Genomic DNA, 21849 nt, shown 5'->3' with positions numbered 1-21849 from the left:
CTGTCGTGATGCGTGCCGTTTATTGGATCTCCAGTCTGAGCCTGCTGATGGGTTCTGCTGCCGTTCAGGCTGTTCCGGTTGATCGTGAGTCGTTGCTGGAGCAGATGAAGGCCATGCGTCCTGTGGACCTCGTGGTGCTGGATCAACGTGATGGTGCCAATGCGTACACCCTTGGAATCTTTGCCATCAGCAAGGATCCGACGGATCCGGAGCTCAGGCGATTCAAGTTGTGGCAGGAATACGCCGATGATCTGGTGGTTCCTTCCGAATCGGTGAGCTGCAGTCGCGAGGAGCCGTTGCGGATGACCCGTGACAACGACGCGATCTACATCAGGAAACTCAATCCCGGTGGGCCGCTGCGCCTTTCAACCCGTGAGGATCATCTGGTGTGGTGGGCGGCCTGCCACCCCACCTTGGCCGGCAAGGAACCAGAAACCCTGGGAGAGCAGGCCAGAGGACTGGGTTATTCCACCCAGCTGATTGAATCTGAGGAAGTGTTGCGGTTGCCAGCACCCTGACGCCCTTAGATTCCGCCAAGACGAGGTCTGGCCATGACCACATCCCAGTCCGAGCAGCCTTCGGTGCGACTGTTGCTGGTGGATGATGAACCAGGTCTGCGTTCTGCTGTGCAGGCCTACCTCGAAGACGAGGGCTTTGATGTCACCACGGCCGTCGATGGAGAAGACGGGTTCACCAAAGCTCAGCAAATGCTTCCGGATGTGGTGATCAGTGATGTGATGATGCCGCGGCTGGATGGCTACGGACTGCTCAACAAGCTGAGGGCTGATGAACGTCTCGGCGGCACCCCGGTGATCTTTCTGACCGCCAAGGGCATGACCGCGGATCGCACTCAGGGCTATCTCGCCGGCGTGGATGACTACATCCCCAAGCCCTTCGACCCGGATGAGTTGGTGGCTCGCGTCAGCAACGTGGCCCAACGGCAGCAACGCTTGCTTCAGGAGGCTGCGCGTTTTGCCGACGCTGATATGGGGCAGATGGCCAAACAGATCACCGAGATTCGATCGTTGCTGGCGCAGGCGGAAGCGCTGCCTTCCACTGAACCTGTGCAGCACAATTTCACGCCCAGAGAGGCGAGTGTTCTCCAACTTGTGGCTGAAGGCCTCATGAACAAAGAGATTGCGCGTCAGTTGGAAACATCGATTCGCAACGTGGAGAAATACGTGAGTCGGCTCTTCATCAAGACCGGCACCTCCAGTCGTACTGAGCTGGTGCGCTACGCGTTGCAGCATCGGCTCGTGGAGTGATCTCCTCGCAGGTCGCGTCCGCTGCGGGATGGCGTCCAGCGGCGCTCAATCAGGGCTGGACCTACAGCGACCGCACCGGTCAGCGCGACCAGGGACGCATGGTCTCTGCCCTGCTAGCGCACCGTCATCGTCATTCGTCGGCTGAAGACTGGAAACTGAGGATTCAACGCGGTGAACTTCGCCTCAATGGCGCACTTCTGGTCTGTGACCAGCCACTGCCCGCTGCGGCTGAGTTGCTCTGGTCACGACCCCCATGGGTGGAGCCGGCCATCCCCGACGCCTGGACTGTGATTCACGATGACGGTGATGTGCTGGTGATCCACAAGCCCTCCGGTTTGCCGGTGATACCAGGGGGTGGCTTTCTGAACCACACCTTGGAGCGGTTGCTGGCTCAGCGCTGCCGTGATGCTGGTGAGGAGCAGGTGCCCAAACCTGTGCATCGGCTGGGACGCTTCACCTCTGGTCTTCAGGTGTGCGCCCGTCGTGGCGAGACCCGCGCCAAGCTGTCGCGTGCGTTGCGGCCGGATGGTGGCAGCTGCAAGCTGTATCAGGCCTGGGCGCACCGGGTGAAGGACTTGGAACCTGGGGCGGCGTTGCGTGTGGATACCGATGTGATTGAAAGGCCTCACCCGCTCCTCGGCTGGGTGTGGGGGCCGGAGCCTCCAGCCGACGTGACCGTTCGCCGTCGTCTTCCAGCTCATAGCGAAGTCAGCCTTCTGGAGCGGAGTTCCGACGGTGATCGCCTCCAAGTGGCCATCACCACAGGACGTCCGCATCAGATTCGGATCCACCTTGCGCAACTGGGATCACCTCTTCTCGGCGATCCGCTTTATCTCAAAAACCAACAAGTCAACGGGCAGGCCACGCCGGGAGACGGTGGTTACCGGCTCCATGCCTGGCGCTTGTCTCTGGGTGGTTTGGCTTTGTGCTGCGAACCTGGAGAGTCCTTTGGATGAACTGCGCCCTCGAGCGAGACCTCAAGCCTTGCGGAACTCGATCAGGCGGGAGAAGTAAAAGGGGGCTTTGTTCAGGCTTCGGCGCACCAACTTGAAGCCACAGGCTTCCGCGGCTTTGACGATGCCGTCTTCCTTGAGGGTGTAGGCGCGGGTGGTTTTGCTGGGGCCTGGGAACAGCTGGCCGATCCCCTTCAGCAGTGCCAGCAGGGGCGTGTAAGGCGCAAAGCTCACGATCAGCCGCTGCTCCGTGAGGCCGCAGAGATGCTTCACCATCTCCTCCGCGGGCTCTTGGGGGTAATGAATGAACACATCCAGGCAGCAGACCGTGTGAAAGGAGCCACTCAGGCTTTCGAGGTCGCTAGCGAAGAAGTTGAGCTTGGCCATGTCCAGGCCAGCTTCGCGGGCTCGGCGCTCCGCTTCCTGGGCCATGGCTTCGGAAATGTCACTGGCGTTAATCGAGCCGGCACCCATGGATGCCAGCGGCAGGCTGAGGCTGCCAACGCCGCAGCCAGCATCACAGAAACTCACGTCGTTGAGTTCACCGCTTTCCTTAATCCAGGCCAGCACTTCATCCACGGTTTTTTGGTGACCGATGCGGATGTTGCGCTGCACCTTGTTCACGTCATCGCTGTCGCTGTAAATGCGGTTCCAGCGATCGAAACCCGTGGTTTCGAAGTAGCCCTTCACCTCTCGCTTCTCGGCCTGTTTCTGCTCCAGCAGTTGATCGGGGGCCATAGCGGAAGGGTTTGCGTCGGCGGGATCCTACGCAGCTTGTCGTTTCTCAGCCGCGTTCTGCTTTGAACAGCCTCCTGCCCTAAGCAGCCTCCTGCCAGCTCAGTTGTTGGTCCTGCTCGTTCCAATGCCAGCGGAGCAGGTTGTTCAAGGCTGTGCCGATGAGCTTTGGTTCAGCGGCTGTTGGATCAAGAACGAATCGTGGCGCCATGGTGGCGGCCCAGATCGCCCCATCCGCATCACCGCTCCATTGGGCTAAACGGCAGCTCCCTTCCAACAGCGGAAGCGTCACGCCCGCAAGCGTGCCGTCCTCGAGCCGGCAGGTGCCGTTGCGCACCAGCAGCACCCGTTCATCCCAGCGGTGGACGCCATCATCGAGTCCATAGGGCGCCAGCGCATCGCTCACCAGCACCAGTTGATCCGCTGCAAGTCGTTGCAGCAGCACCGCCATGGTGGGGTGAACATGCACGCCATCTGCGATCAGGCCCAGGGCAACATCGCCTCGCCTGCAGGCTTCTCCTACCGGCCCTGGAGCTCTGTGGTGCAGCCCCGGCATGGCGTTGAGACTGTGGGTGAGCATGCGCACGCCTTGATCAAAGGCCTGCGCAGCCTGGTCGGCATCGGCCGTGCTGTGCCCCAGTGCCGTGATAATTCCCAGGGCGCCGAGGCGTTGCACCAGCTGCTGACTGCCGGTTTGTTCCGGCGCCAAGGTGATCAGGGCGATGTCTGTTTCGAAACCACCAATGCGTTCCTCCAAGGCCTGCAGGCTTGGGGCCGCGATGTGTTCGGCGGGGTGAGCTCCACGCCGTGCATGCGCCAGAAAAGGGCCTTCCAGATGTGCCCCCAGTAGACGGCATCGTCCGGGTTGGTGCCTGTCGCGTACTTGACGCAGCACCATCAAGGCATGGCGCAGAGGCTCCACAGCACAGGTCACCAGCGTGGGCGCAATCGCCTCCACGCCATCGCGCCACAGCAGCTCCAAGAGCTGTTCCAGCTTTGGCACATCGCGTTCGTTTAGTTCGGGGAATGCCAGTCCGAGTCCCCCGTTGATCTGCAGGTCGATGCCCCGGGGACTGAGGCGATCTCCTGCCCAGCTTTCGCCTGCCATCGCGCGACCGGACGGCATGGGACCCGTGGCTGCGATGTGTTCTTGGTCATCGACGCTGAGCCAGTGCAGGCCAGTGTCGTCACGGTGTCCCGGACGTTGCGGCAGCCGCACATCAGTGATCCGACGCATGCAGGTGGGCCGGCTGATGCCGGTGCGGGACGATGGCAGTCTTGCTGTCCACCCGGTTCTTGCTCGTTCCCGTGTCGTCCTCCGTCTCCTCCGATTCAGAAGTCACGCCACAGGTCGCCGTGATCATGGGCAGTGATTCCGATCTGCCTAGCCTGCATCCAGCGGTTGAGATCCTGCAGCAGCTCGGGATTACCGTCGAGGTGCGGGTTCTCTCGGCCCACCGCACACCCTTGGAAATGGTGGCCTTCGCGCAGCAGGCCCGAGAGCGTGGTTTCAAGGTGATCGTGGCCGGTGCTGGAGGCGCCGCCCATCTGCCTGGGATGGTTGCCTCTCTGACCACCTTGCCGGTGATCGGCGTGCCAGTGCAAAGCCGTGCGCTCTCTGGCGTTGATTCCCTTCACTCCATCGTGCAGATGCCGGGGGGCATCCCTGTAGCGACGGTGGCGATCGGCGGCGGGTTGAATGCAGGATTGCTGGCTGCCCAGATTCTTGCGGTGGAGGGTGGGGCGTTGGCTGATCGGCTGGAGACCTATCGCCAGTCGCTTCACGACATGGTGGTAACCAAGGACTCACGCCTTATGCAGTTGGGCAGTCAGGACTATCTCGACCAGATGAGCTGATGCGACGTCGCAAGCATCCACTTTGCGACCCTCGCTGCTGAAGGCACTCCTGCCAGCGGCTGTGATCTACGTGGTGGCACTCAGCTGGAGCGCGGCGGAAGGCATCAGTTCCACCAAGGTGCTGCGTGATCTGGCTCAGGATTGCGGTGCGCCTCTTGGCCAGGGATTTCTCTCAAGCGTCGGCTACCTGCTTTGGATGGCCGCAGCGGCGATCGCCCTGTTCGCTGCGTTTACCGGTCAGATCAAGGGGCCTCTGGTGAATCGACAGTTCGCATTCTGTGGCGGTGGCTTCTCGCTCTGGCTCTGCCTCGATGACATGTTCCTGGTCCATGACCGTTATCTGGGCGAGTCATTCCTCTATGTCACCTATGCGGTGTTCAGCGTTTTGTTGCTGGTTCGCTTTCGCGGAGCCTTGCGACGGTTTGGAGGCGATTCATTTGTTCTCGCAGTGATCCTGCTGGGTTCCTCAGTGCTGATTGATGCGTTCCAGGGGGTGTTTCCGGCGTCCTACGAAACGGTTCAGCTGTTCGAGGAGGGGGCGAAATTTCTGGGCATTGCAGCCTGGCTCGCTTTCTGGTGCCATTACGTGAACGCCTCTTCCAAGCTCAGCCCCTCTTGAACGTCGCCGCAGTGCAGCAATGACCACCTGGCCGGCCTGGATGCGGTGGGGGCTGGCTCTGCCGTTGCTCACCCTCAACCTCTATGTGCTTCGTCAGCTGCTGGTGCCGCTGGCGCCGTTCCCGGGTTTGTTCCTCACTGCGGCACTGATCGCCTTCCTGCTCGACATCCCCTGCCGCTGGCTCACGGGGCGAGGGCTGCCCCGCTGGCTCGCGATCGTGATGGTGACCTTGTTCACCATCGGTGCGTTGGCCCTCGCCGGTGTCACGCTCGTGCCGCTGCTGATCGATCAGCTCGGCCAGCTGATCAATGCCTTACCCGGGTTTTTGGCGTCGTCGGAGGCTCTTGTCAATCGTTTGCAGGATTGGGCCGCCGAGCGTGGTTTGCCCAGTGAATTCGGTGATCTCAGCAGTGACCTGCTCACCCGCCTGAGCAGTCTGGCCAGTCAGTTGAGCCAGAGGTTGCTGGGCATTCTCGGGGCCACCCTCGGAACCACGATCAACACCGTGATCGTTCTGGTGCTGGCGGTGTTTTTTCTACTCGGTGGTGAGGCAATCACGGCAGGTCTTGCCCGCTGGTTGCCGCAGGAATGGCGTGAGTTGGTGGTGCGCACCATGGTGCGCACGTTCCGTGGTTATTTCGCCGGTCAGGTGTTGTTGGCCGTGATCCTGGCCCTGGGTCAGATCGTCGTCTTCACCGCTCTGCAGATTCCCTACGGCGTTCTGTTTGCGGTGCTGATCGGCTTCACGACGCTGATCCCCTATGCCAGCGCCTTCACCATCGTTGCGGTCAGCGGTCTGCTGGCCTTCCAAGACCTGGGCACAGGACTTGAAATTCTGGTGGCCGCCATCCTGGTGGGTCAGGTTGTCGATCAGGTGATCCAGCCCCGATTGATGGGAAGCATCGTGGGGTTGCAGCCGGCTTGGCTGCTGATTGCGCTGCCTTTGGGCGCCAAGGCTGGAGATCTCTATGGATTCGGCGATTTGCTTGGCTTGCTGCTGGCGGTGCCTGTCGCCAGCAGCTTCAAGACGCTTGTGGATGCCTGGGCCGCGCGCCAGGGGATTCCCCTGGCGTCAGGGGAGTTCAGCTCTGGGTCGGAATGATGCCCCTGGAGATCAGAGCGTTCACCACCTGCTCTACACAGTCCTTCAGATCCGCGGCACCGGTGTCGACTGAGAGTTCCGGTGTTTCGGGCGCCTCATAAGGGCTGGAGATCCCGGTGAATTCCTTGATTTCACCGGCGCGGGCTTTGGCGTAGAGCCCCTTGGTGTCGCGTTCTTCGCAGACGCTCAGGTCGGCTGAACAAAAGATTTCAATGAAATCTCCATCAGCTACCAGGGCCCTGGCCTTGTCGCGGTCAGCCCGGAATGGCGACACAAAGGCGGTCAGAACAATCGTTCCGGCATCCAGAAACAGCTTCGAAACCTCGCCAATGCGGCGGATGTTCTCTTCTCGATCCGCATCGGAAAAGCCCAGGTCTTTGCACAGTCCGTGGCGGATGTTGTCGCCATCGAGCACGTAGGTCGCCAGCCCTCGCTCGAACAGCGCCTGGTTGACCGCATTGGCCAGGGTGCTTTTGCCGGCACCGCTCAGACCGGTGAACCAGAGAATCGCGCTGCGGTGTCCCCGCTGGCCAGCACGGGCCAGCCGGTCAACGGAGGCTTGGTGCCATGCGATGTTGGTTGACGCGCCCTGGTTGGTGAGCTTGCCGTAACTGGAGGAAGCGGTCATGGGTTGCGGCGGTTTCGGTCCGCCATCTCGATCCGCCATTGTCCATCAACCACCGGCGCGCTTCGGTCGGTAACCCTCATTGGTGAGCAGTTCAATGGCGAGGTCTACCTGATCGCCCTGCAGTTCGATCACGCCATCCTTGGCCGTACCACCGCTGCCGATTCGTGTTTTCAGCCTTTTGAGCAGGCTCTTGAAGCCGGCTGCATCCAATTCCAGTCCCCGGATCACGGTGACGGTTTTACCGCCCTTGCCGCCTCGCGTGGGCTGAACGCGCACCGTCTGCTGCGCCTTCGGTATGGAGTTGGCCGCTGGGTTGGTCGGTCGCTTCAGACTGTCGGCGCTGCTGAATTCCTGCCAGCCTCCTTTAGGCATCGCTTTGATCCATCCGTCCTCCATCCTGCCGTCCCTGTGATGACCGACTCCGCACCTTCTCCCCAATGGGCTGATTCCAGTCGGGGTCTCGGTCGCTGGATCGAACGCCTGATCAGCATTGCCTTGTTAAGGCGTCCGCTCTTCTTTCAGGCCCGTCAGCTGATCATCCGGACGGCGGAACGCAATGGCATTCCCTGGCGCGCCCGTCGCCGTGAGCTGCATGAGGCGGCTGCGTCATGGCGCTCCCGCATCGTGACACCGGGGCTCTTACCGCCTCCTTACTACTTGGCTCGCTTCCATGCCTATGAGCAGGGGAACCTCTGTTGGCAGGCTGCTGCCGAAGCCGAGCAGGCCACGGACGCAATGGCGTTGCGCATCTGGCCCGACGAGGCGCTCTCGCCTGATTTGGCGCAAACGCGCTTGCGGGGTGCGATTCATAGGGCCGTAGCTCCCCTGCTTGGTGGATCCATTGCGCAGGTGCTGGATTTGGGCTGTTCCGTTGGAGTAAGCACGCAGCACCTGGCGAGCTGGCTGCACCAAAGAGCGGACGAGCGCCAGGAGCCCCGTCCGCGCGTTCAGGGACTGGACCTGTCACCAGACATGCTGGCCGTCGCCCGCGTGCGGGATCCGCAGGGTGTCGTCGATGGCTGGTTGCATGCGGCAGCGGAGGACACAGGTCTGCCTACGGACTGTTTGGATCTGATCAGCCTGCAGTTCGTCTGCCATGAACTGCCGCAGGAGGCCACCCATGCGGTCTTGGCTGAGGCCGCACGTCTGTTGCGTCCGGGTGGTGCGTTGGTGATGGTTGATCAGGACCCTGCGTCGTCCGTGCTGCAGCGTCTACCCGCCGCCGTGGCCACGCTTTTGAAGAGCACTGAGCCTTACATCGAGCAGTACTTCAACCTGGATATGGAAGCGGCACTGAAGGCGGCTGGCTTTCACGATCTGCAGATCAGCGCCTGTGATCCGCGGCATCGCGTGATCGCCTGCTTACGCTGACCGTACGCTTCATCGGCCGTTAACGCGGTCAGCTGCACCCGTGACCAGCACTCTGCCTCCTCAGCCCACTGCCCAGGATTTGGCCGTGACTTCCCGGCCAGCGCCCTCCGGTCGCTTCGGTCGCTTCGGTGGACAGTATGTGCCCGAAACGCTGATGCCAGCGCTTGCCGAGCTGGAAATGGCCGCGGCAGAGGCCTGGAGGGATCCGGCATTCACCACGGAACTGAACAGGCTGCTCAAGACCTACGTGGGTCGTGCCACCCCGCTCTACGAAGCGGAGCGTCTGACGGCCCACTACCGCAGAGCGGATGGCGGCCCACGCATCTGGCTGAAGCGTGAGGACCTGAATCACACCGGTGCGCACAAGATCAACAACGCATTGGGTCAAGCGTTACTGGCGTTGCGGATGGGCAAGAAGCGGATCATCGCCGAAACCGGTGCTGGGCAGCATGGTGTGGCCACCGCCACGGTTTGTGCTCGTTTCGGGCTGGAGTGCGTCGTCTACATGGGTGCTGAAGACATGCGCCGTCAGGCGCTCAACGTGTTCCGCATGCGTCTTCTCGGTGCCACGGTTCAGCCGGTGACGGCAGGGACCGCAACCTTGAAGGATGCCACCAGCGAGGCCATCCGCGATTGGGTGACCAATGTGGAAACCACCCATTACATCCTGGGTTCTGTGGCTGGGCCACACCCCTATCCAATGTTGGTTCGCGATTTTCATGCCGTGATCGGCGAAGAAACCCGGACGCAATGCCGTGAAGCTTTCGGCCGCCTGCCTGATGTGCTAATGGCCTGTGTCGGTGGTGGTTCGAACGCCATGGGTCTTTTTCACCCATTCGTTGAATGCCGTGATGTGCGTCTGATCGGCGTCGAAGCGGCTGGAGATGGCGTGGCCACAGGGCGTCATGCCGCCACCATGACCGAAGGCCGCGTCGGCGTTCTCCACGGCGCCATGAGTCTGCTGCTCCAGGATGAGGATGGTCAGGTTCAGGAAGCCCATTCGATCAGTGCCGGACTGGACTATCCGGGGGTCGGCCCCGAACACAGTTACCTGCGCGAGATCGGTCGGGCTGAATATGGCGCCGTCACCGATACGCAAGCGTTGGAGGCCCTGCAGCTGGTCAGTCGTCTGGAGGGGATCATTCCAGCGTTAGAGACTGCTCACGCTTTTGCTTGGCTGGACACCCTCTGTCCCACCCTGGCCGAGGGCACAGAACTTGTGATCAATTGCTCCGGACGCGGCGATAAGGATGTCAATGCCGTTGCAGAGCGTCTCGGCGATGCTCTTTGAAATCTGAAGTCTGGAGGGATGCACGATGGCCACTCACTTCACAAAAATCGATCGAATGCCTTGATGGTGTGAATCTTGTGCCGTTGGCCCCAGCGGTTCAGGTGTTTCACGCCTCGGGTCAGTGGTCACGACATCAATCAATCGTCGTGGTGTTGCCTCTCTGAGAATCTTGCATCGCTCAGGGCGCGGCATTGAGAAACGCGGCAACTAGCTCAGTAGGTGGTTGAGAGTTCTCGCGACACATTGGACAGCCGCACGAGCCGTTGCATAAGCCATGCGCATCGGCCCGATCAGAGCCACCTGGCCGGTGCTGCCGTCGCCGCTTCTGTAACTCGCCTGCACCACCGAGCAGTGCTGTAAGGCCGTTTGGGGGTGCTCTCCCCCAATCCAGACACGGCCGCCCAAGCCTTGATCGCTGGGAGCGAAGGCCGCGGGGTTGCTATCCATCAACTCCAGGAGTGGTCTGACCCGGTCGCTGTCACTGAATTCCGGTTCGGCCACTAAGCGCGACACGCCATGCACCAGGGCCCCTTGATCGCCGGTGCTGAGCAAGGGATCCCGGCTCTGAAGCGCATCGTGGAGGGCCTGGCCGCAGGATTGCAGCTGCTGAGGCAGGCAGTTCCAGTCGAGCTGGCCACCTCCCTTCAATTGGGCGTCAGTCCATCGCTCCAGGGCTTCCACCTGATGGGCACTGCCGTGGGGCAGTCGCAGATTGAGGTGATGGGCCTGGCTGCAGTCCGCCACCACCATCACCAGCAGACGGTCTTCACTGGGCACCAGACGGATGGCTCGGAGTTGGCTTTCGGAGCGTTGCGGTGGCGTGATCAGGCTCATCAGGCCTGTGAAGTCGCTGAGGCGCCTGGCCAGTTGCAGCAGCAGATCGTCAAGGGCCGCCCAGCGCAGGCTGATCTGTGTGAGTTCCCGCTCGAGGTGCTGGGCCCCAGCACCAGGCTCCGGTAATAAGCAGTCGACATAGTGCCGATAACCCTGGGGACTAGGAACGCGTCCGGCTGAGGTGTGGGGCTGGGTGAGCAGGCCTCGTTGTTCCAGAGCGCCCATGGCGGAGCGCACGGTGGCCGAACTGGCGTTGATGCCGAAACGCTGCACGAGCGTGCGGCTCCCCACCGGCTCGCCGGTGTCAACGTAATGGTGCACCGTGGCCTGCAAAACCTCCTGTTGACGACGGGGCAGCAGCTCCACAGCAGTCACTTAGTTGGCGGTGATCGTACGGAGGATTTCCTGGTTAAGGCTCCTTCAATGACCAAGATGTGGTCTTCAAAACCTTCGCACGGGCCTCAATACCTGGGCACGGACGGATCGATCATCACGCTCCAGGCGTCAATTCCGCCCTCCAGATTCCAAACCTCCCTTGAGGGCTGCTGCTGAAGCAGCCAGCAGCCGAAATTCCAGCTGCGCACTCCCGCGTGGCAAATCACCACAACGGGCCCATCCCCAGACAGCTTGCTGTTGACGTCGCCCATCCAGTCCTCCGCTTGGCTTAGGGGCAGGTGCGTCACGGTGTGGGGAAACGGCGCGATGGCCAGTTCTTGGTCTTCGCGCACGTCGACCAGCGTCAGTTCAGGGCTGTTGTTCAGCCAGGCGTCCAAATCAGTCGCTTTCAGAGGCTTGGGGGTGGGTCCTTGCATGGGATCAGTTTGGCCTTGGACTGGCGGTCCCCCGCGGATGGAAGAAGATGAACTCATCTGCATCGCCGCCCGTTCATGAAGGGACGCTCGTTCCTGCTGGCCCTGGCCGCTACGGCGATGGTGCTGCTCACCCTTGCGCTTGGGGTGTGGTGGGCCATGGCGCGTCAAAGCCCGCTTCGCATCGTTGACCAACCCCTTGCGTTGCCGCGGGCCGCACGCTTCATGCCTCGGGACGCTGCGCTGACGCTTCACTGGCTTGTGGATTCGCGGCAGGTCCCGGCCTACGCCCAGGCCGTCGCTCCCGTGCAACAACGCCGTTTGGTGAATGAGAGCACGCGTCAGCTGCGCGATGGAGCGTTTGCTCTGGCGGGGCTTGATTTCAGCAGCGAATTGTCCGGTTGGATTGGCCCTGAGGTCAGCTTGTCCGTGTTGCAGGCACCCTCTCCTCAACCCGGTGCTCCCCCCACCGATGGTTGGGTGTTGGCGCTGTCGAGCCGTGATGAAGACGGGGCCAAACGGTTTCTTCAGCGCTTCTGGCAAACCCGCAGCCTTGCTGGCACCGATCTCCAGATTTCCCGCTATCGCGGCATGGGCCTGATCAGTGGTCGTGGTGCCCTGCTTGGCCGTGAGCCACAGCCGATCGCCACGGCTTTGATCGACGACGATCTGTTGTTATTGGCGTCTGGACGCGGTGCGCTTGAACAGGCGCTGGATGTCTCCCAGCTGGACAGTCAGCACCAGCTTGGTGATCCCGAACTTGCGTCAGATCTGCAACGCTTCGGGCGAGGGGCAGCGATCCTCACCGCCAAGCCTGCTGCCATGGATCGATGGCTCGGCGTGCCGAGCTCCATCACCTCCCGGCCGGATCTGGAGGGAATGGTGGCTGTGCTGTCTCCTCAAAGCTCTGATCTGGGTCTGGATGCCGTGGTGCGATTCCGCCAATCGGTGATTCCTCGTGCAGCCAAAGGATCTGAGGCCGATGCCTTGCTGCGTTCTGCCGGCGGCGATGCCGATGCCTTGGCCATGCTGGCGGATCCAGCTGCCGTGATCGCTGCAGGAAGCGAGGATCCGATAGCGCAGTGGATCGCTCCGATCATCCAGCAATCGCTGGCCTCCTCTGACAGCGGTGCCGCTGCTGCAGTGATCGGTCTGGATGACGGTCCGCTTCTGTGGCAACAGGGGGATGAGGGCTGGATCCTCGGCACGCGCCCCAATCGTCCTGAGCCCAATCGGGTGGATGAACGCCTTCAGGAGCTTGGACTTTCAGCGTCGACCCTGGCTAGTGACGGACAACCTTTGCAGGTCTGGACCCGTCTGGCCCGACAGCGTCGTCATGGTGAAGAGACCCTCCAGGCAGAACTGGCCGTGGCGCTGGAACGTCAATCTGGTGTGTCGTGGTGGGGAGAGACGCTTGATGGCCTGCGTCATCGCGCTGATGGGGGCACCCTCAACCAGCGGATTCTTCAGTTGCAACAACTTCAAGGCGGCGCTCAGGCTCCCTGGGAGCAGCAGCTGGCAATGGCCGCTGCTCCCAGTCGAGACCATCTGAGTGAGTGGCGGCCCTGGGAGTTGGTGCAAGGGGTGGCCGGTCGGTCTCTCCTTCCCGCTGTCCAGGGGTTGGCGATTGCGGGGGGAGCTGACCAGGAGGATCAGCCTGTCCAGGATGAAAAGGTGAGCAGCCTGCGACTGCGTGCCCGACTCCAACTCGGTTGATCTTCTACTTCTGCGTCATGGCATCGCAGAACGGCGTGTCAACGGACTTGATCACCCCGATCGTGCGTTGACTGATCGAGGTCGCCTGCGCACACGCATCGTGGTGCGTCAGTTGCGACAGCTGGGGATTGAGGCAGATGTGCTGCTCAGCAGTCCCTACCGGCGAGCTCTGGAAACGGCCGAGGAGGCTGTCCGGGCTGGGTTAGCGCCTTCGTTTCAGATCGCCGAGCCCTTGGCGCCAGGTGGTGATCCGTGGCCGGTTCTGCGGGGGTTGAAAGGCAGCTGTCTGCTGGTCGGTCATGAGCCCGACCTGGGTGACCTCGCGTCAGCGCTGATCGGCGCTCGGCCAGGGGGGGTGCGCTTGCGCAAAGCGGGGTTCTGTCATCTGTGTTGGCGCGCTGATCTCAACGATCCGCGCGGGATGGCGGATCTGGAGGTGTTGCTCAGGCCACGGTTTCTGTTTCCCCGCTCCGTCTAAGTTGCTTTTCAGCAGAAGCGGGGGTTGGTGAATCAAAACGCTGGTGCCGAAATCCGCCATGAGCGCACGGGTCTTGTGTTTCGTCCTGGACTGGAGGGGGTTCCTGCAACCCAGTCCTCGATCTGTGACATCGATGGCCAAAAAGGGTGTTTGTCCTATCGCGGTTATCCCGTCGATGACTTGGCAGCCCACTGCAGTTTTCTGGAAACCACCTATCTCCTGATTTGGGGGCAGCTGCCGACACCACAGCAACTGCGCGATTTCGAGCATGAAGTGCAGATGCACCGACGGGTGAGCTTCCGTGTGCGCGACATGATGAAGTGCTTTCCGTCGTATGGGCATCCGATGGATGCGTTGCAATCCAGTGCAGCATCCCTGGGGCTCTTCTATTCCCGTCGTGCCATCGACGACCCCCAGTACATCTACGACGCTGTGGTGCGCCTCATCGCCAAAATCCCAACGATGGTGGCGGCGTTTCAGCTGATCCGCAAAGGTCAAGACCCGATTCAGCCTCGGGATGATCTGGCCTATTCAGCGAATTTCCTCTACATGCTCATGGAGCGTGAGCCGGATCCTCTGGCGTCGAAGATCTTCGATCAGTGCTTGATCCTGCACGCTGAGCACAGTCTCAATGCCAGCACATTTAGTGCCCGCGTCACGGCCAGCACGCTCACGGATCCCTATGCCGTGGTGGCTTCCGCCGTGGGAACCCTGGCGGGTCCCCTCCATGGCGGGGCGAATGAAGATGTACTCGTCATGCTTGAAGAGATCGGCACTCCCGATCGCGCTGCCGAATACCTCGATGAGGCCAGGACGAGCAAGCGCAAGGTGATGGGATTCGGTCATCGCGAATACCGCGTGAAGGATCCCAGGGCCGTCATTCTTCAGTCTCTGGCTGAGGAGATGTTTGAGCGCTTTGGCCACGATGAGATGTACGACGTCGCCCGGGCGCTGGAGGCAGCCGCGGAGACACGTCTTGGTCCGAAGGGGATCTATCCCAATGTGGATTTCTATTCCGGACTTGTGTACCGGAAGCTGGGAATCCCAAGGGATTTATTTACTCCGGTCTTCGCCATTGCCAGGGTGGCCGGCTGGCTGGCGCACTGGCGGGAACAACTCGGAGCTAATCGAATCTTCAGGCCTTCGCAGATCTACACGGGGAGCCAATTGCGTCGATGGACGCCTCCAGACGACCGCGTTTCAACCACCAGCCCTTAAGTTACACCCATCAAATCTCTGCACATGGTGACCTTCTTCGCCACCAGCGCACCGGCACTGGTCAGTCCAGGCCTCGATCTTGAACGGAGCTTTAGCCAGGCCCTCGAAGGCTTTGGGCTCTCTGAACAGGCGGCTCGCCTGATCTGGCTGCCCCTTCCCATGCTGCTTGTGCTCGTGGCGGCAGTCGTCGGCGTGCTTGTCACGGTCTGGTTGGAGCGCAAGATCTCTGCGGCCGTTCAGCAGCGCATTGGGCCTGAATATGCCGGTGCCCTCGGCGTGCTTCAGCCCCTTGCTGATGGCCTCAAGCTTCTGGTCAAAGAAGACATCATCCCGGCCCGTGCCGACAGCTTGTTATTCACCCTTGGCCCCGTGCTCGTGGTCATCCCGGTGATCCTGTCGTGGCTGATCGTTCCTTTTGGCCAAAACCTGCTGATCAGCAACGTTGGGGTGGGCATTTTCCTTTGGATCTCGCTCAGCAGCGTGCAACCCATTGGCCTGCTGATGAGCGGTTATGCCTCTAACAACAAATATTCCTTGCTTGGTGGACTCAGAGCTGCAGCGCAATCCATCAGCTATGAAATTCCTCTTGCCTTGGCTGTGCTGGCCGTGGTGATGATGAGCAATTCCCTCAGCACGGTCGATATCGTTGGACAGCAGACTGGCGCTGGCATCCTCAGTTGGAACATCTGGCGTCAGCCAGTCGGCTTCCTGATCTTTTGGATCTGTGCGTTGGCGGAATGTGAACGTCTTCCCTTTGACCTCCCCGAGGCGGAGGAGGAATTGGTGGCTGGTTACCAGACCGAATATGCCGGCATGAAGTTTGCCCTCTTCTACTTGGGCAGCTACATCAATTTGGTGCTCTCAGCGCTCTTGGTTTCGGTGCTGTACCTGGGCGGTTGGGGCTTCCCCGTTCCGGTCGAATGGCTGGCCGGATGGCTGGGGCAGTCTGTTGATGCTCCATTGGTGCAGGTGATTACCGGCACCACCGGGATCGTGATGACCGTGCTGAAGGCCTACCTGCTGGTGTTCGTGGCGATTCTCCTGCGTTGGAGCACTCCTCGGGTCCGCATCGACCAGCTCTTGGATCTCGGTTGGAAATTTCTACTCCCTCTGGCGCTGGTCAATCTGCTCGTCACAGCCGCTCTCAAGCTGGCCTTCCCCGTTGCGTTCGGCGGTTAGGTTTTAGTACTTAGGCTCAGTGCCCCAGGGCATCTCCGTTTTCTCTCCCTCAGGCCATGTTCGGTTTCCTCAAACAGGTCGGTGACTACACCCGAGATGCGGTCGATGCGGCGCGCAATCTCACCCAGGGTCTTGCGGTCACCTTCGATCACATGAAGCGTCGTCCAGTGACGGTGCAATACCCCTACGAAAAGCTCATCCCATCCGAGCGCTATCGAGGCCGGATCCACTACGAATTTGACAAGTGCATCGCCTGTGAGGTGTGCGTGCGGGTGTGTCCCATCAACCTGCCGGTTGTTGACTGGGTGATGAACAAGGCCACCAAGAAGAAGGAGCTTCGCAACTACTCCATCGATTTCGGGGTCTGCATTTTCTGTGGGAATTGTGTGGAGTACTGCCCCACCAACTGTCTGTCGATGACCGAGGAATACGAATTGGCGGCCTTTGATCGTCATAGCCTCAACTACGACAACGTCGCCCTCGGCCGCCTTCCTACGAGCGTCACCACAGATCCTTCCGTGCAACCATTGCGGGAACTTGCTTACCTTCCGGCGGGGGAAATGGACCCTCATGGTGTGGATCCCGAGCGTCCTCGTGCCGGTCAGCGACCTGATCAGGTTCTGGCTTCGTTGAAGTCCACCACCGGCTCTGCCGCGGATGGAGAATCCTCTGCAGCATCCACCGCTCGCAAGGAGAGTGCCGAATGACGATCGCAGCCTCAACGCAGCTGATCTGTTTTTTGGTCCTCAGTGCTGTGGTCGTGCTGGGCGCCTTAGGTGTGGTCCTGCTCAGCAACATTGTTTACTCAGCTTTCCTGCTGGGGGGTGTATTCCTGGCTGTTGCAGGGCTCTATCTGCTCCTTAACGCCAGCTTCGTCGCAGCCGCGCAGGTCTTGGTTTATGTGGGCGCTGTCAACGTCCTAATTTTGTTCGCCATCATGCTGGTGAACAAACGCGAAGACCTGGCACCGATTCCCGGCTTATCGACCCGGCGCCTGCTGTCTGGTGGTGTGTGCGCAGGTCTGTTCGCTCTCTTAACCCGCGTTGTGGTTACGACGCCTTGGACCCAAGGGCCGGAGCCCATTGGAGAAGGCGCCACCATCCGCATCGGTGAGCACCTGTTTACCGATTACTTGCTCCCGTTCGAGGTGGCGTCCGTGCTGTTGCTCATGGCCATGATCGGTGCGATCGTTCTGGCCCGTCGTGACGTGCAATCGGTTGATCCCGGCACCGGTGAAACGGTTGATCAGGGTCTGATCGAGAAAGCCCGGACGCCACTCCTGGTGGACCAACCCCCTTCCTGATCCTTTATTCCTCCTCCTTCTCATGCTCTCTGAGCTGCTGTCCGGTTCTGTTCCTCTTGAGGCCTACCTTCTGGTGGCAGCCGTGCTGTTCTGCACAGGTGTCTGGGGCTTGATCAACAGCAGGAATGCCGTGAGAGTGTTGATGAGCATTGAACTAATGCTCAATGCCGTCAACATCAATCTGATGGCGTTCTCCTCCTATGTGGATGGCCAGCTGATCCGAGGCCAGGTGTTTTCGGTGTTTGTGATCACAGTGGCTGCGGCCGAGGCCGCTGTTGGTTTGGCCATTCTTTTGTCGCTCTACCGCAACCGCGTCACAGTGGACATGGAACGCTTCAACCTTCTGCGCTGGTAGGGCCGGCGCCCCTGCCATGCGTCTGCAACGGGTCTGGCTGATCTACAGGGCTGAAAGTCCTTTGGCACAAAAGGAAGCGCGCTCCTGTGCTGCGGCGCTTGAACAGCTCGGCGTGACGGTCGCCGTCGCCATGAGTGGTCTCACTGCCGACCCCTACCCGGGTCTGCTGGCATCAGAGCCTGAGTTGCCAGACCTGGCAGTCGTCTTGGGTGGTGACGGCACCGTGCTCGGTGCAGCTCGCCATCTGGCCGTGCATGACGTGCCCATCCTCTGTTTCAACGTTGGCGGGCATCTCGGCTTCCTGACCCATGAGCCGGGTCAGCTGCGTCGCGAAGGGCTCTGGCAACGTCTGTTGGATGACCACTTCGCCATGGAGCGCCGCATGATGCTTCAGGCGGTTGTGCATCGTGGTGATGATTTGCACTGCCCGGTTTCTGGACTGCCTGACCATGCCGAGGGTGGGCCGGAGCGGCACTGGGCCCTGAATGACTTCTATCTGAGGCCTTATCAGGAGGATCTCGCGCCCACCTGCACGCTTGAGCTGGAAATTGATGGTGAAGTGGTGGATCAAGTCCGCGGTGACGGTCTAATCCTGGCCACGCCAACGGGCTCCACGGGATATGCCGTTGCCGCCGGTGGGCCGATTCTCCACCCAGGCATCGATGCCATCATCGTCAGTCCGATCTGTCCAATGAGCCTGTCCAGCAGGCCTGTGGTGCTTCCCCCGCGGGCTCGCCTGGTGATCTGGCCTCTTGGAGACGGGTATCGCGAGGTGAAGCTTTGGAAGGATGGAGCTAGCGGTCCTGTCTTATCGCCTGGTGAATGCTGTGTCATTCAGCGGGCTCCCCATCACGCGCTGATGGTTCAGTTGGAGCAAGCCCCCTCGTACTACCGAACCCTGGCGCGCAAACTGCACTGGGCCGGCAGCCTCGTGGACAGCATGCCTTCACCCAACTGAAGACACTGCGATGCCTCTTGAGATTGAACGTCGTTTTCTGGTCAGTGGTTCCGGCTGGCGTGTGCACGCCGCTGAGCCTCAGCCGCTACGTCAGGGCTATCTGGCATCGAGTGAACAAGGCTTCACCGTGCGCATGCGCCTGCGCGCTGACGGCCGGGCATGGCTCACGCTAAAAGCTCCGGCCGATGGGATCGCTCGCCATGAATTTGAGTACGACCTTCCGTCTGCTGATGCTGAGGCCTTGTGGGCTCTGGCGCCCCATCGCTTGGCCAAAACCCGCTACGCCTTGGCTCTTCCTGGAGGCGACTGGGTTTTGGATTGTTTTGAGGGTGAGAATGCCCCCCTGGTGTTGGCGGAGGTGGAGTTGCCCGATGCTGCGGCTCCACTGGTTCTGCCTGACTGGTGTGCTGAAGAGGTCACCGGTGACGGCCGCTGGAGCAATGCGGCCTTGGCTTGCAATCCGATCAGTCGGTGGGCACCGGCCACACGCTCGCGGTATGGATGGGATCCGGCATGAGCTGACCCGCATTTTCACGCTTGCAAGAGTCTTCCACTTTCCTTTAGATTTTGTTTGGGATCATTCAAATGACGCGTGCACGGGCTTTACGACGATGACGGCATCCTGAGATTCATTGGTCTCGATCGTGAGGCTTGTGTTGCCTATGCCGAACTGTTCGACCTGTCCCTGGCGCGTTGTTCGTTGATGGACTTGCCGGTGCCGCTCCCCTTGTCCGTCAGGCCGCGTCGTCGGGTGCTCCCGGAAGCAAGCAACAGTTGAATCCATCACGGCAGATCTTGCCGTGGTCCATGGCCCAATTCAGCAGCGCAACGCGATTCTTGGAGCCTGTCTTGGTGAAGACATTGCTGACGTGATTGTCGACAGTGCGTTTACTGATGGTGAGTCGTTCGGCAATTTCCTGGTTGGTGAGGCCTTCAGCCACCAGCTCGATGATCTCGATCTCCCGCGTGGAGAGCGAAACGTTCGAGGCATCAGGTCCATCGCCACTGGCCATGCGGACTACCGACCACTGTTCATTCAATCATCCTAAGCACTCGTATCTGACAGGCGATCTCCCATAGTGACTGGAAGAAGCGTTTGAAGGGTTTGGGTTCCGCGCTGCAGCGCAGTCTTGAGGCTGGTTCCGTCACGGTCACTGCCGAAGTGATGCCGCCACGGGGTGGTGATCCCAGCCATGCGCTTGCCATGGCTGAGGGCATGCGTGGTTGGGTGCAGGCCATCAACGTCACCGATGGAAGCCGTGCGGTGATGCGGATGAACAGTGTGGCGGTCTGCCGGCTTCTCCTGGATGCAGGACTCGAGCCGGTGCTGCAGATGGCTGGGCGGGATCGCAATCGCATCGCGCTGCAAGCGGATCTGCTCGGTGCCCATGCGCTCGGTATTCGCAATCTCCTTTGCCTCACCGGTGATCCTGTCCAGGCAGGAGATCAGCCCCATGCCCGGCCTGTGCACGAGTTGGAATCCATCCGTCTGTTAAAGCAAGTCAGCGCTTTTAATCGGGGTGAGGACCCGGTTAAGAACAACCTGCCTGATGGTCCCACCGATCTCTTCGCGGGTGCAGCGGCGGATCCGCACTGCCCCAGTTGGTCAGGTCTGACCCGTCGCCTGGAGCGCAAGCGTGAGGCGGGAGCCCGCTTTCTGCAAACCCAAATGGTGATGGATCCGCGAGTGCTCGAGCGCTTCTGCCGGGAGCTTGCCACGCCAATGGAGCTACCGGTTCTGGCAGGGGTGTTCCTGCTCAAGTCAGCAAAAAATGCAGCGTTTATCAACCGGATGGTTCCTGGAGCCTGCATTCCAGACGACCTGATTGCCCGCTTAGCGGCAGCAGATGATCCTGCTTCGGAAGGCATCGCCATTGCTGCCGAGCAGGTGCACCGATACCTGGGAATTGCTCAGGGTGTGCACGTGATGGCGGTCAGGGCTGAGGAACGGATTCCGGAGGTTCTAAAAAAGGCCGGCCTCAGCTCGCAGCCGCTGTGAGATCTGTTCCTAACAGTTCAGCCATGGCTTTTTGCTGTGGGGAAGGCTCGATCAGGTCGGCCCGTCGCGCATCCGTGATCAGCCAGTCGAGGGCTGCTTCTTGGAGGTCGAAGTGGTCTCCGTTCTTGTCGACGCAGTAGCGGCCAAACACCAGCTTCTCAACGAGCTGAACTCCGGCACCGATGCGGGAGTAGTCAAAAATGATTGAGTTATCGATCGTGGCGCCTTCGCAGATGTGGCAGCTCGGTCCGATCATGGTGGGTCCGACCAGCGTGGCGCCATCTTCGATTTTGGTCATGCCGCCGACATAAACAGGACCCTGCACATCGATGCGATCCCAGTTGGCGGCCACATTCAACCCGGCATAGACCCCTGGACGCACTTCCTTGCCCGGGATGCCGACCTGGCGAACATCGCCCTGCAGCACGCTGCGGATGGCCTGCCAGTAATCGGGAACCTTGCCGATGTCCACCCATTCAAATTCCATGGGAAGGGCATAAAAGGGGGCTCCGAGCTCCACCAGTTTGGGGAAGAGGTCGGATCCGATGTCAAAGGACTCACCGGAGGGAATGTGCTCGAAGATCTCAGGCTCGAACAAATAGATGCCTGTGTTGATGGTGTCGCTCAGCGCCTCATCGACGGTCGGCTTCTCTTGGAACGCTTGGATGCGACCTTCGTCGTCGCTGACGACAACTCCGTAGCTGCTGACTTGATCCTTAGGGACCCGTTTGGTGACCAGGCTTGCGAGTGCTCCCTTCTCGCGATGACGCTTCACGGCTTCGGTGAGATCTAGATCAATCAAGGCATCCCCGCAGAGCACCACGAAGGTGTCGTCGAAGAAATTCTGGAAGTCTTGGATTTTTTTCAGTCCACCGGCTGAACCGAGGGCGTCACCAATCAGTTCTCCGTCTTCGATGCGTCCCTCGAAGCTGTAGGCAATCTCAACCCCGAATCGCTGGCCATCACGGAAGTAGTTCTCGATTTCCTCCGCCAAGTGCGACACATTCACCATCACCTCGGCGAAGCCGTGCTCTTTGAGCAGCTCAAGCAAAAACTCCATCACTGGTTTTTGCAGGATGGGAATCATGGGTTTTGGGATCACGTGCGTGATCGGTTGAACTCTTGTCCCCTTGCCCGCGGCCAGGATCATCGCCTTCATCGGCGTTACAGGCTTACTTC

The 21849-nt window shown here is 60.6% G+C and carries 26 protein-coding genes; 18 read left to right on the top strand and 8 right to left on the bottom strand.

Features of this window, described 5'->3' with window-relative positions:
* Positions 1-8 precede the first annotated feature (8 nt).
* Genes SynA1560_RS12210 through SynA1560_RS12200 form a run of 3 tightly spaced genes read left to right on the top strand, consistent with a single transcriptional unit; the run spans position 9 to position 2221 of the window.
* Positions 9-518: a hypothetical protein gene (locus SynA1560_RS12210; protein ID WP_186469513.1), complete on the top strand. Its 510-nt coding sequence runs from the start codon at positions 9-11 to the stop codon at positions 516-518.
* Between the two features lie 33 nt (positions 519-551).
* On the top strand, positions 552-1265 hold the full coding sequence (locus SynA1560_RS12205; protein WP_186500644.1) for a response regulator transcription factor: 714 nt from the start codon (positions 552-554) through the stop codon (positions 1263-1265).
* Entirely contained in the window at positions 1262-2221 is a 960-nt protein-coding gene (locus SynA1560_RS12200; protein WP_255476961.1) for an RNA pseudouridine synthase, read from the top strand. The genes SynA1560_RS12205 and SynA1560_RS12200 overlap by 4 nt, the downstream gene beginning before the upstream one ends.
* A gap of 21 nt (positions 2222-2242) precedes the next feature.
* Here SynA1560_RS12200 and bchM read toward each other — a convergent pair whose 3' ends face one another.
* Positions 2243-2956, bottom strand: a complete 714-nt coding sequence (gene bchM, locus SynA1560_RS12195) for a magnesium protoporphyrin IX methyltransferase (protein ID WP_186469511.1) — start codon at positions 2954-2956, stop codon at positions 2243-2245.
* Positions 2957-3035: 79 nt separating this feature from the next.
* Positions 3036-4190, bottom strand: a complete 1155-nt coding sequence (locus tag SynA1560_RS12190; protein ID WP_186500643.1) for an N-acetylglucosamine-6-phosphate deacetylase — start codon at positions 4188-4190, stop codon at positions 3036-3038.
* A gap of 32 nt (positions 4191-4222) precedes the next feature.
* Here SynA1560_RS12190 and purE point away from each other — a divergent pair, with 32 nt between their 5' ends.
* The 3 genes from purE to SynA1560_RS12175 are packed head-to-tail and all read left to right on the top strand — an operon-like array spanning position 4223 to position 6531.
* The gene (purE, locus tag SynA1560_RS12185) at positions 4223-4810 is read left to right on the top strand and encodes a 5-(carboxyamino)imidazole ribonucleotide mutase (protein ID WP_255476960.1); all 588 of its coding nucleotides are present in this window, start codon (positions 4223-4225) and stop codon (positions 4808-4810) included.
* Positions 4811-4832: 22 nt separating this feature from the next.
* Complete coding sequence (locus SynA1560_RS12180) at positions 4833-5429, top strand: oxidoreductase (protein WP_186500642.1); 597 nt, start codon at positions 4833-4835, stop codon at positions 5427-5429.
* Between the two features lie 19 nt (positions 5430-5448).
* Entirely contained in the window at positions 5449-6531 is a 1083-nt protein-coding gene (locus tag SynA1560_RS12175) for an AI-2E family transporter (protein ID WP_186469508.1), read from the top strand.
* Here the strand turns inward: SynA1560_RS12175 and cysC are convergent.
* Positions 6512-7159, bottom strand: a complete 648-nt coding sequence (gene cysC / locus SynA1560_RS12170; protein ID WP_186469507.1) for an adenylyl-sulfate kinase — start codon at positions 7157-7159, stop codon at positions 6512-6514. The genes SynA1560_RS12175 and cysC overlap by 20 nt on opposite strands.
* A gap of 45 nt (positions 7160-7204) precedes the next feature.
* On the bottom strand, positions 7205-7531 hold the full coding sequence (locus tag SynA1560_RS12165) for a translation initiation factor (RefSeq protein WP_186500641.1): 327 nt from the start codon (positions 7529-7531) through the stop codon (positions 7205-7207).
* 39 nt (positions 7532-7570) lie between these two features.
* On the opposite strand from SynA1560_RS12165, the gene SynA1560_RS12160 reads away from it, so the two are divergent.
* Positions 7571-8530 (top strand): class I SAM-dependent methyltransferase, encoded by a 960-nt coding sequence (locus SynA1560_RS12160; RefSeq protein WP_186500640.1) that lies wholly within the window; start codon positions 7571-7573, stop codon positions 8528-8530.
* Positions 8531-8570: 40 nt separating this feature from the next.
* Positions 8571-9821, top strand: a complete 1251-nt coding sequence (trpB, locus tag SynA1560_RS12155) for a tryptophan synthase subunit beta (protein ID WP_186500639.1) — start codon at positions 8571-8573, stop codon at positions 9819-9821.
* Positions 9822-10028: 207 nt separating this feature from the next.
* On the opposite strand, the gene hrcA is transcribed toward trpB, so the two are convergent.
* Both hrcA and SynA1560_RS12145 read right to left on the bottom strand, forming a co-directional pair.
* The gene (hrcA, locus tag SynA1560_RS12150; RefSeq protein WP_186500638.1) at positions 10029-11021 is read right to left on the bottom strand and encodes a heat-inducible transcriptional repressor HrcA; all 993 of its coding nucleotides are present in this window, start codon (positions 11019-11021) and stop codon (positions 10029-10031) included.
* 95 nt (positions 11022-11116) lie between these two features.
* Positions 11117-11467 (bottom strand): rhodanese-like domain-containing protein, encoded by a 351-nt coding sequence (locus SynA1560_RS12145; protein ID WP_186469502.1) that lies wholly within the window; start codon positions 11465-11467, stop codon positions 11117-11119.
* Positions 11468-11542: 75 nt separating this feature from the next.
* Between SynA1560_RS12145 and SynA1560_RS12140 the strand changes: the two genes are divergently transcribed.
* From SynA1560_RS12140 to SynA1560_RS12100, 9 genes are read left to right on the top strand one after another with little or no spacing between them, the layout of a single operon-like run.
* The gene (locus SynA1560_RS12140; protein ID WP_186469501.1) at positions 11543-13180 is read left to right on the top strand and encodes a DUF3352 domain-containing protein; all 1638 of its coding nucleotides are present in this window, start codon (positions 11543-11545) and stop codon (positions 13178-13180) included.
* Positions 13158-13658 (top strand): histidine phosphatase family protein, encoded by a 501-nt coding sequence (locus tag SynA1560_RS12135; protein ID WP_186500637.1) that lies wholly within the window; start codon positions 13158-13160, stop codon positions 13656-13658. Before SynA1560_RS12140 ends, SynA1560_RS12135 begins: the two co-directional genes overlap by 23 nt.
* Positions 13659-13682: 24 nt before the next feature.
* Positions 13683-14876: a citrate synthase gene (locus tag SynA1560_RS12130; RefSeq protein ID WP_370523161.1), complete on the top strand. Its 1194-nt coding sequence runs from the start codon at positions 13683-13685 to the stop codon at positions 14874-14876.
* A 24-nt stretch (positions 14877-14900) separates the two neighbouring features.
* Positions 14901-16055 (top strand): NADH-quinone oxidoreductase subunit NuoH, encoded by a 1155-nt coding sequence (gene nuoH, locus SynA1560_RS12125; protein ID WP_186500635.1) that lies wholly within the window; start codon positions 14901-14903, stop codon positions 16053-16055.
* Between the two features lie 56 nt (positions 16056-16111).
* The gene (gene ndhI / locus SynA1560_RS12120; RefSeq protein ID WP_186500634.1) at positions 16112-16762 is read left to right on the top strand and encodes an NAD(P)H-quinone oxidoreductase subunit I; all 651 of its coding nucleotides are present in this window, start codon (positions 16112-16114) and stop codon (positions 16760-16762) included.
* Complete coding sequence (locus SynA1560_RS12115) at positions 16759-17358, top strand: NADH-quinone oxidoreductase subunit J (protein WP_186469497.1); 600 nt, start codon at positions 16759-16761, stop codon at positions 17356-17358. Before ndhI ends, SynA1560_RS12115 begins: the two co-directional genes overlap by 4 nt.
* Positions 17359-17380: 22 nt before the next feature.
* Positions 17381-17713, top strand: a complete 333-nt coding sequence (gene nuoK / locus SynA1560_RS12110; protein ID WP_186469496.1) for an NADH-quinone oxidoreductase subunit NuoK — start codon at positions 17381-17383, stop codon at positions 17711-17713.
* A 16-nt stretch (positions 17714-17729) separates the two neighbouring features.
* On the top strand, positions 17730-18671 hold the full coding sequence (locus tag SynA1560_RS12105) for an NAD(+) kinase (RefSeq protein ID WP_186469495.1): 942 nt from the start codon (positions 17730-17732) through the stop codon (positions 18669-18671).
* Between the two features lie 10 nt (positions 18672-18681).
* Complete coding sequence (locus tag SynA1560_RS12100; RefSeq protein ID WP_186500633.1) at positions 18682-19188, top strand: CYTH domain-containing protein; 507 nt, start codon at positions 18682-18684, stop codon at positions 19186-19188.
* Between the two features lie 217 nt (positions 19189-19405).
* On the opposite strand, the gene SynA1560_RS12095 is transcribed toward SynA1560_RS12100, so the two are convergent.
* Positions 19406-19684 carry a helix-turn-helix transcriptional regulator gene (locus SynA1560_RS12095; protein ID WP_186500632.1) on the bottom strand — a complete coding sequence of 93 codons (279 nt, stop codon included), beginning with the start codon at positions 19682-19684 and terminating at the stop codon, positions 19406-19408.
* A 92-nt stretch (positions 19685-19776) separates the two neighbouring features.
* On the opposite strand from SynA1560_RS12095, the gene SynA1560_RS12090 reads away from it, so the two are divergent.
* A complete protein-coding gene (locus SynA1560_RS12090) occupies positions 19777-20670 on the top strand; it encodes a methylenetetrahydrofolate reductase (protein WP_186469492.1) in 894 nt (297 codons plus the stop codon).
* Here SynA1560_RS12090 and SynA1560_RS12085 read toward each other — a convergent pair.
* On the bottom strand, positions 20651-21829 hold the full coding sequence (locus SynA1560_RS12085) for an NDP-sugar synthase (RefSeq protein ID WP_186469491.1): 1179 nt from the start codon (positions 21827-21829) through the stop codon (positions 20651-20653). The two genes, SynA1560_RS12090 and SynA1560_RS12085, sit on opposite strands and share 20 nt — an antisense overlap.
* Positions 21830-21849 lie beyond the last annotated feature (20 nt).

Source organism: Synechococcus sp. A15-60 (assembly GCF_014280095.1).
Taxonomy (GTDB): domain Bacteria; phylum Cyanobacteriota; class Cyanobacteriia; order PCC-6307; family Cyanobiaceae; genus Synechococcus_C.
The sequence above is the reverse complement of the archived record's forward strand: the minus strand, read 5'-3'. Positions and strand labels throughout refer to the sequence as shown.

Bases quoted from the DNA above. Each gene is read 5' to 3' on its own strand.
- SynA1560_RS12210 (WP_186469513.1), top strand. From the start codon at position 9: ATGCGTGCCGTTTATTGGATCTCCAGTCTGAGCCTGCTGATGGGTTCT.
- SynA1560_RS12205 (WP_186500644.1), top strand. From the start codon at position 552: ATGACCACATCCCAGTCCGAGCAGCCTTCGGTGCGACTGTTGCTGGTG.
- bchM (WP_186469511.1), bottom strand. From the start codon at position 2,956: ATGGCCCCCGATCAACTGCTGGAGCAGAAACAGGCCGAGAAGCGAGAG.
- SynA1560_RS12190 (WP_186500643.1), bottom strand. From the start codon at position 4,190: ATGCGTCGGATCACTGATGTGCGGCTGCCGCAACGTCCGGGACACCGT.
- purE (WP_255476960.1), top strand. From the start codon at position 4,223: ATGGCAGTCTTGCTGTCCACCCGGTTCTTGCTCGTTCCCGTGTCGTCC.
- SynA1560_RS12175 (WP_186469508.1), top strand. From the start codon at position 5,449: ATGACCACCTGGCCGGCCTGGATGCGGTGGGGGCTGGCTCTGCCGTTG.
- cysC (WP_186469507.1), bottom strand. From the start codon at position 7,159: ATGACCGCTTCCTCCAGTTACGGCAAGCTCACCAACCAGGGCGCGTCA.
- SynA1560_RS12165 (WP_186500641.1), bottom strand. From the start codon at position 7,531: ATGCCTAAAGGAGGCTGGCAGGAATTCAGCAGCGCCGACAGTCTGAAG.
- SynA1560_RS12160 (WP_186500640.1), top strand. From the start codon at position 7,571: ATGACCGACTCCGCACCTTCTCCCCAATGGGCTGATTCCAGTCGGGGT.
- SynA1560_RS12145 (WP_186469502.1), bottom strand. From the start codon at position 11,467: ATGCAAGGACCCACCCCCAAGCCTCTGAAAGCGACTGATTTGGACGCC.
- SynA1560_RS12140 (WP_186469501.1), top strand. From the start codon at position 11,543: ATGAAGGGACGCTCGTTCCTGCTGGCCCTGGCCGCTACGGCGATGGTG.
- nuoH (WP_186500635.1), top strand. From the start codon at position 14,901: ATGGTGACCTTCTTCGCCACCAGCGCACCGGCACTGGTCAGTCCAGGC.
- ndhI (WP_186500634.1), top strand. From the start codon at position 16,112: ATGTTCGGTTTCCTCAAACAGGTCGGTGACTACACCCGAGATGCGGTC.
- SynA1560_RS12115 (WP_186469497.1), top strand. From the start codon at position 16,759: ATGACGATCGCAGCCTCAACGCAGCTGATCTGTTTTTTGGTCCTCAGT.
- nuoK (WP_186469496.1), top strand. From the start codon at position 17,381: ATGCTCTCTGAGCTGCTGTCCGGTTCTGTTCCTCTTGAGGCCTACCTT.
- SynA1560_RS12105 (WP_186469495.1), top strand. From the start codon at position 17,730: ATGCGTCTGCAACGGGTCTGGCTGATCTACAGGGCTGAAAGTCCTTTG.
- SynA1560_RS12100 (WP_186500633.1), top strand. From the start codon at position 18,682: ATGCCTCTTGAGATTGAACGTCGTTTTCTGGTCAGTGGTTCCGGCTGG.
- SynA1560_RS12095 (WP_186500632.1), bottom strand. From the start codon at position 19,684: ATGGCCAGTGGCGATGGACCTGATGCCTCGAACGTTTCGCTCTCCACG.
- SynA1560_RS12085 (WP_186469491.1), bottom strand. From the start codon at position 21,829: ATGAAGGCGATGATCCTGGCCGCGGGCAAGGGGACAAGAGTTCAACCG.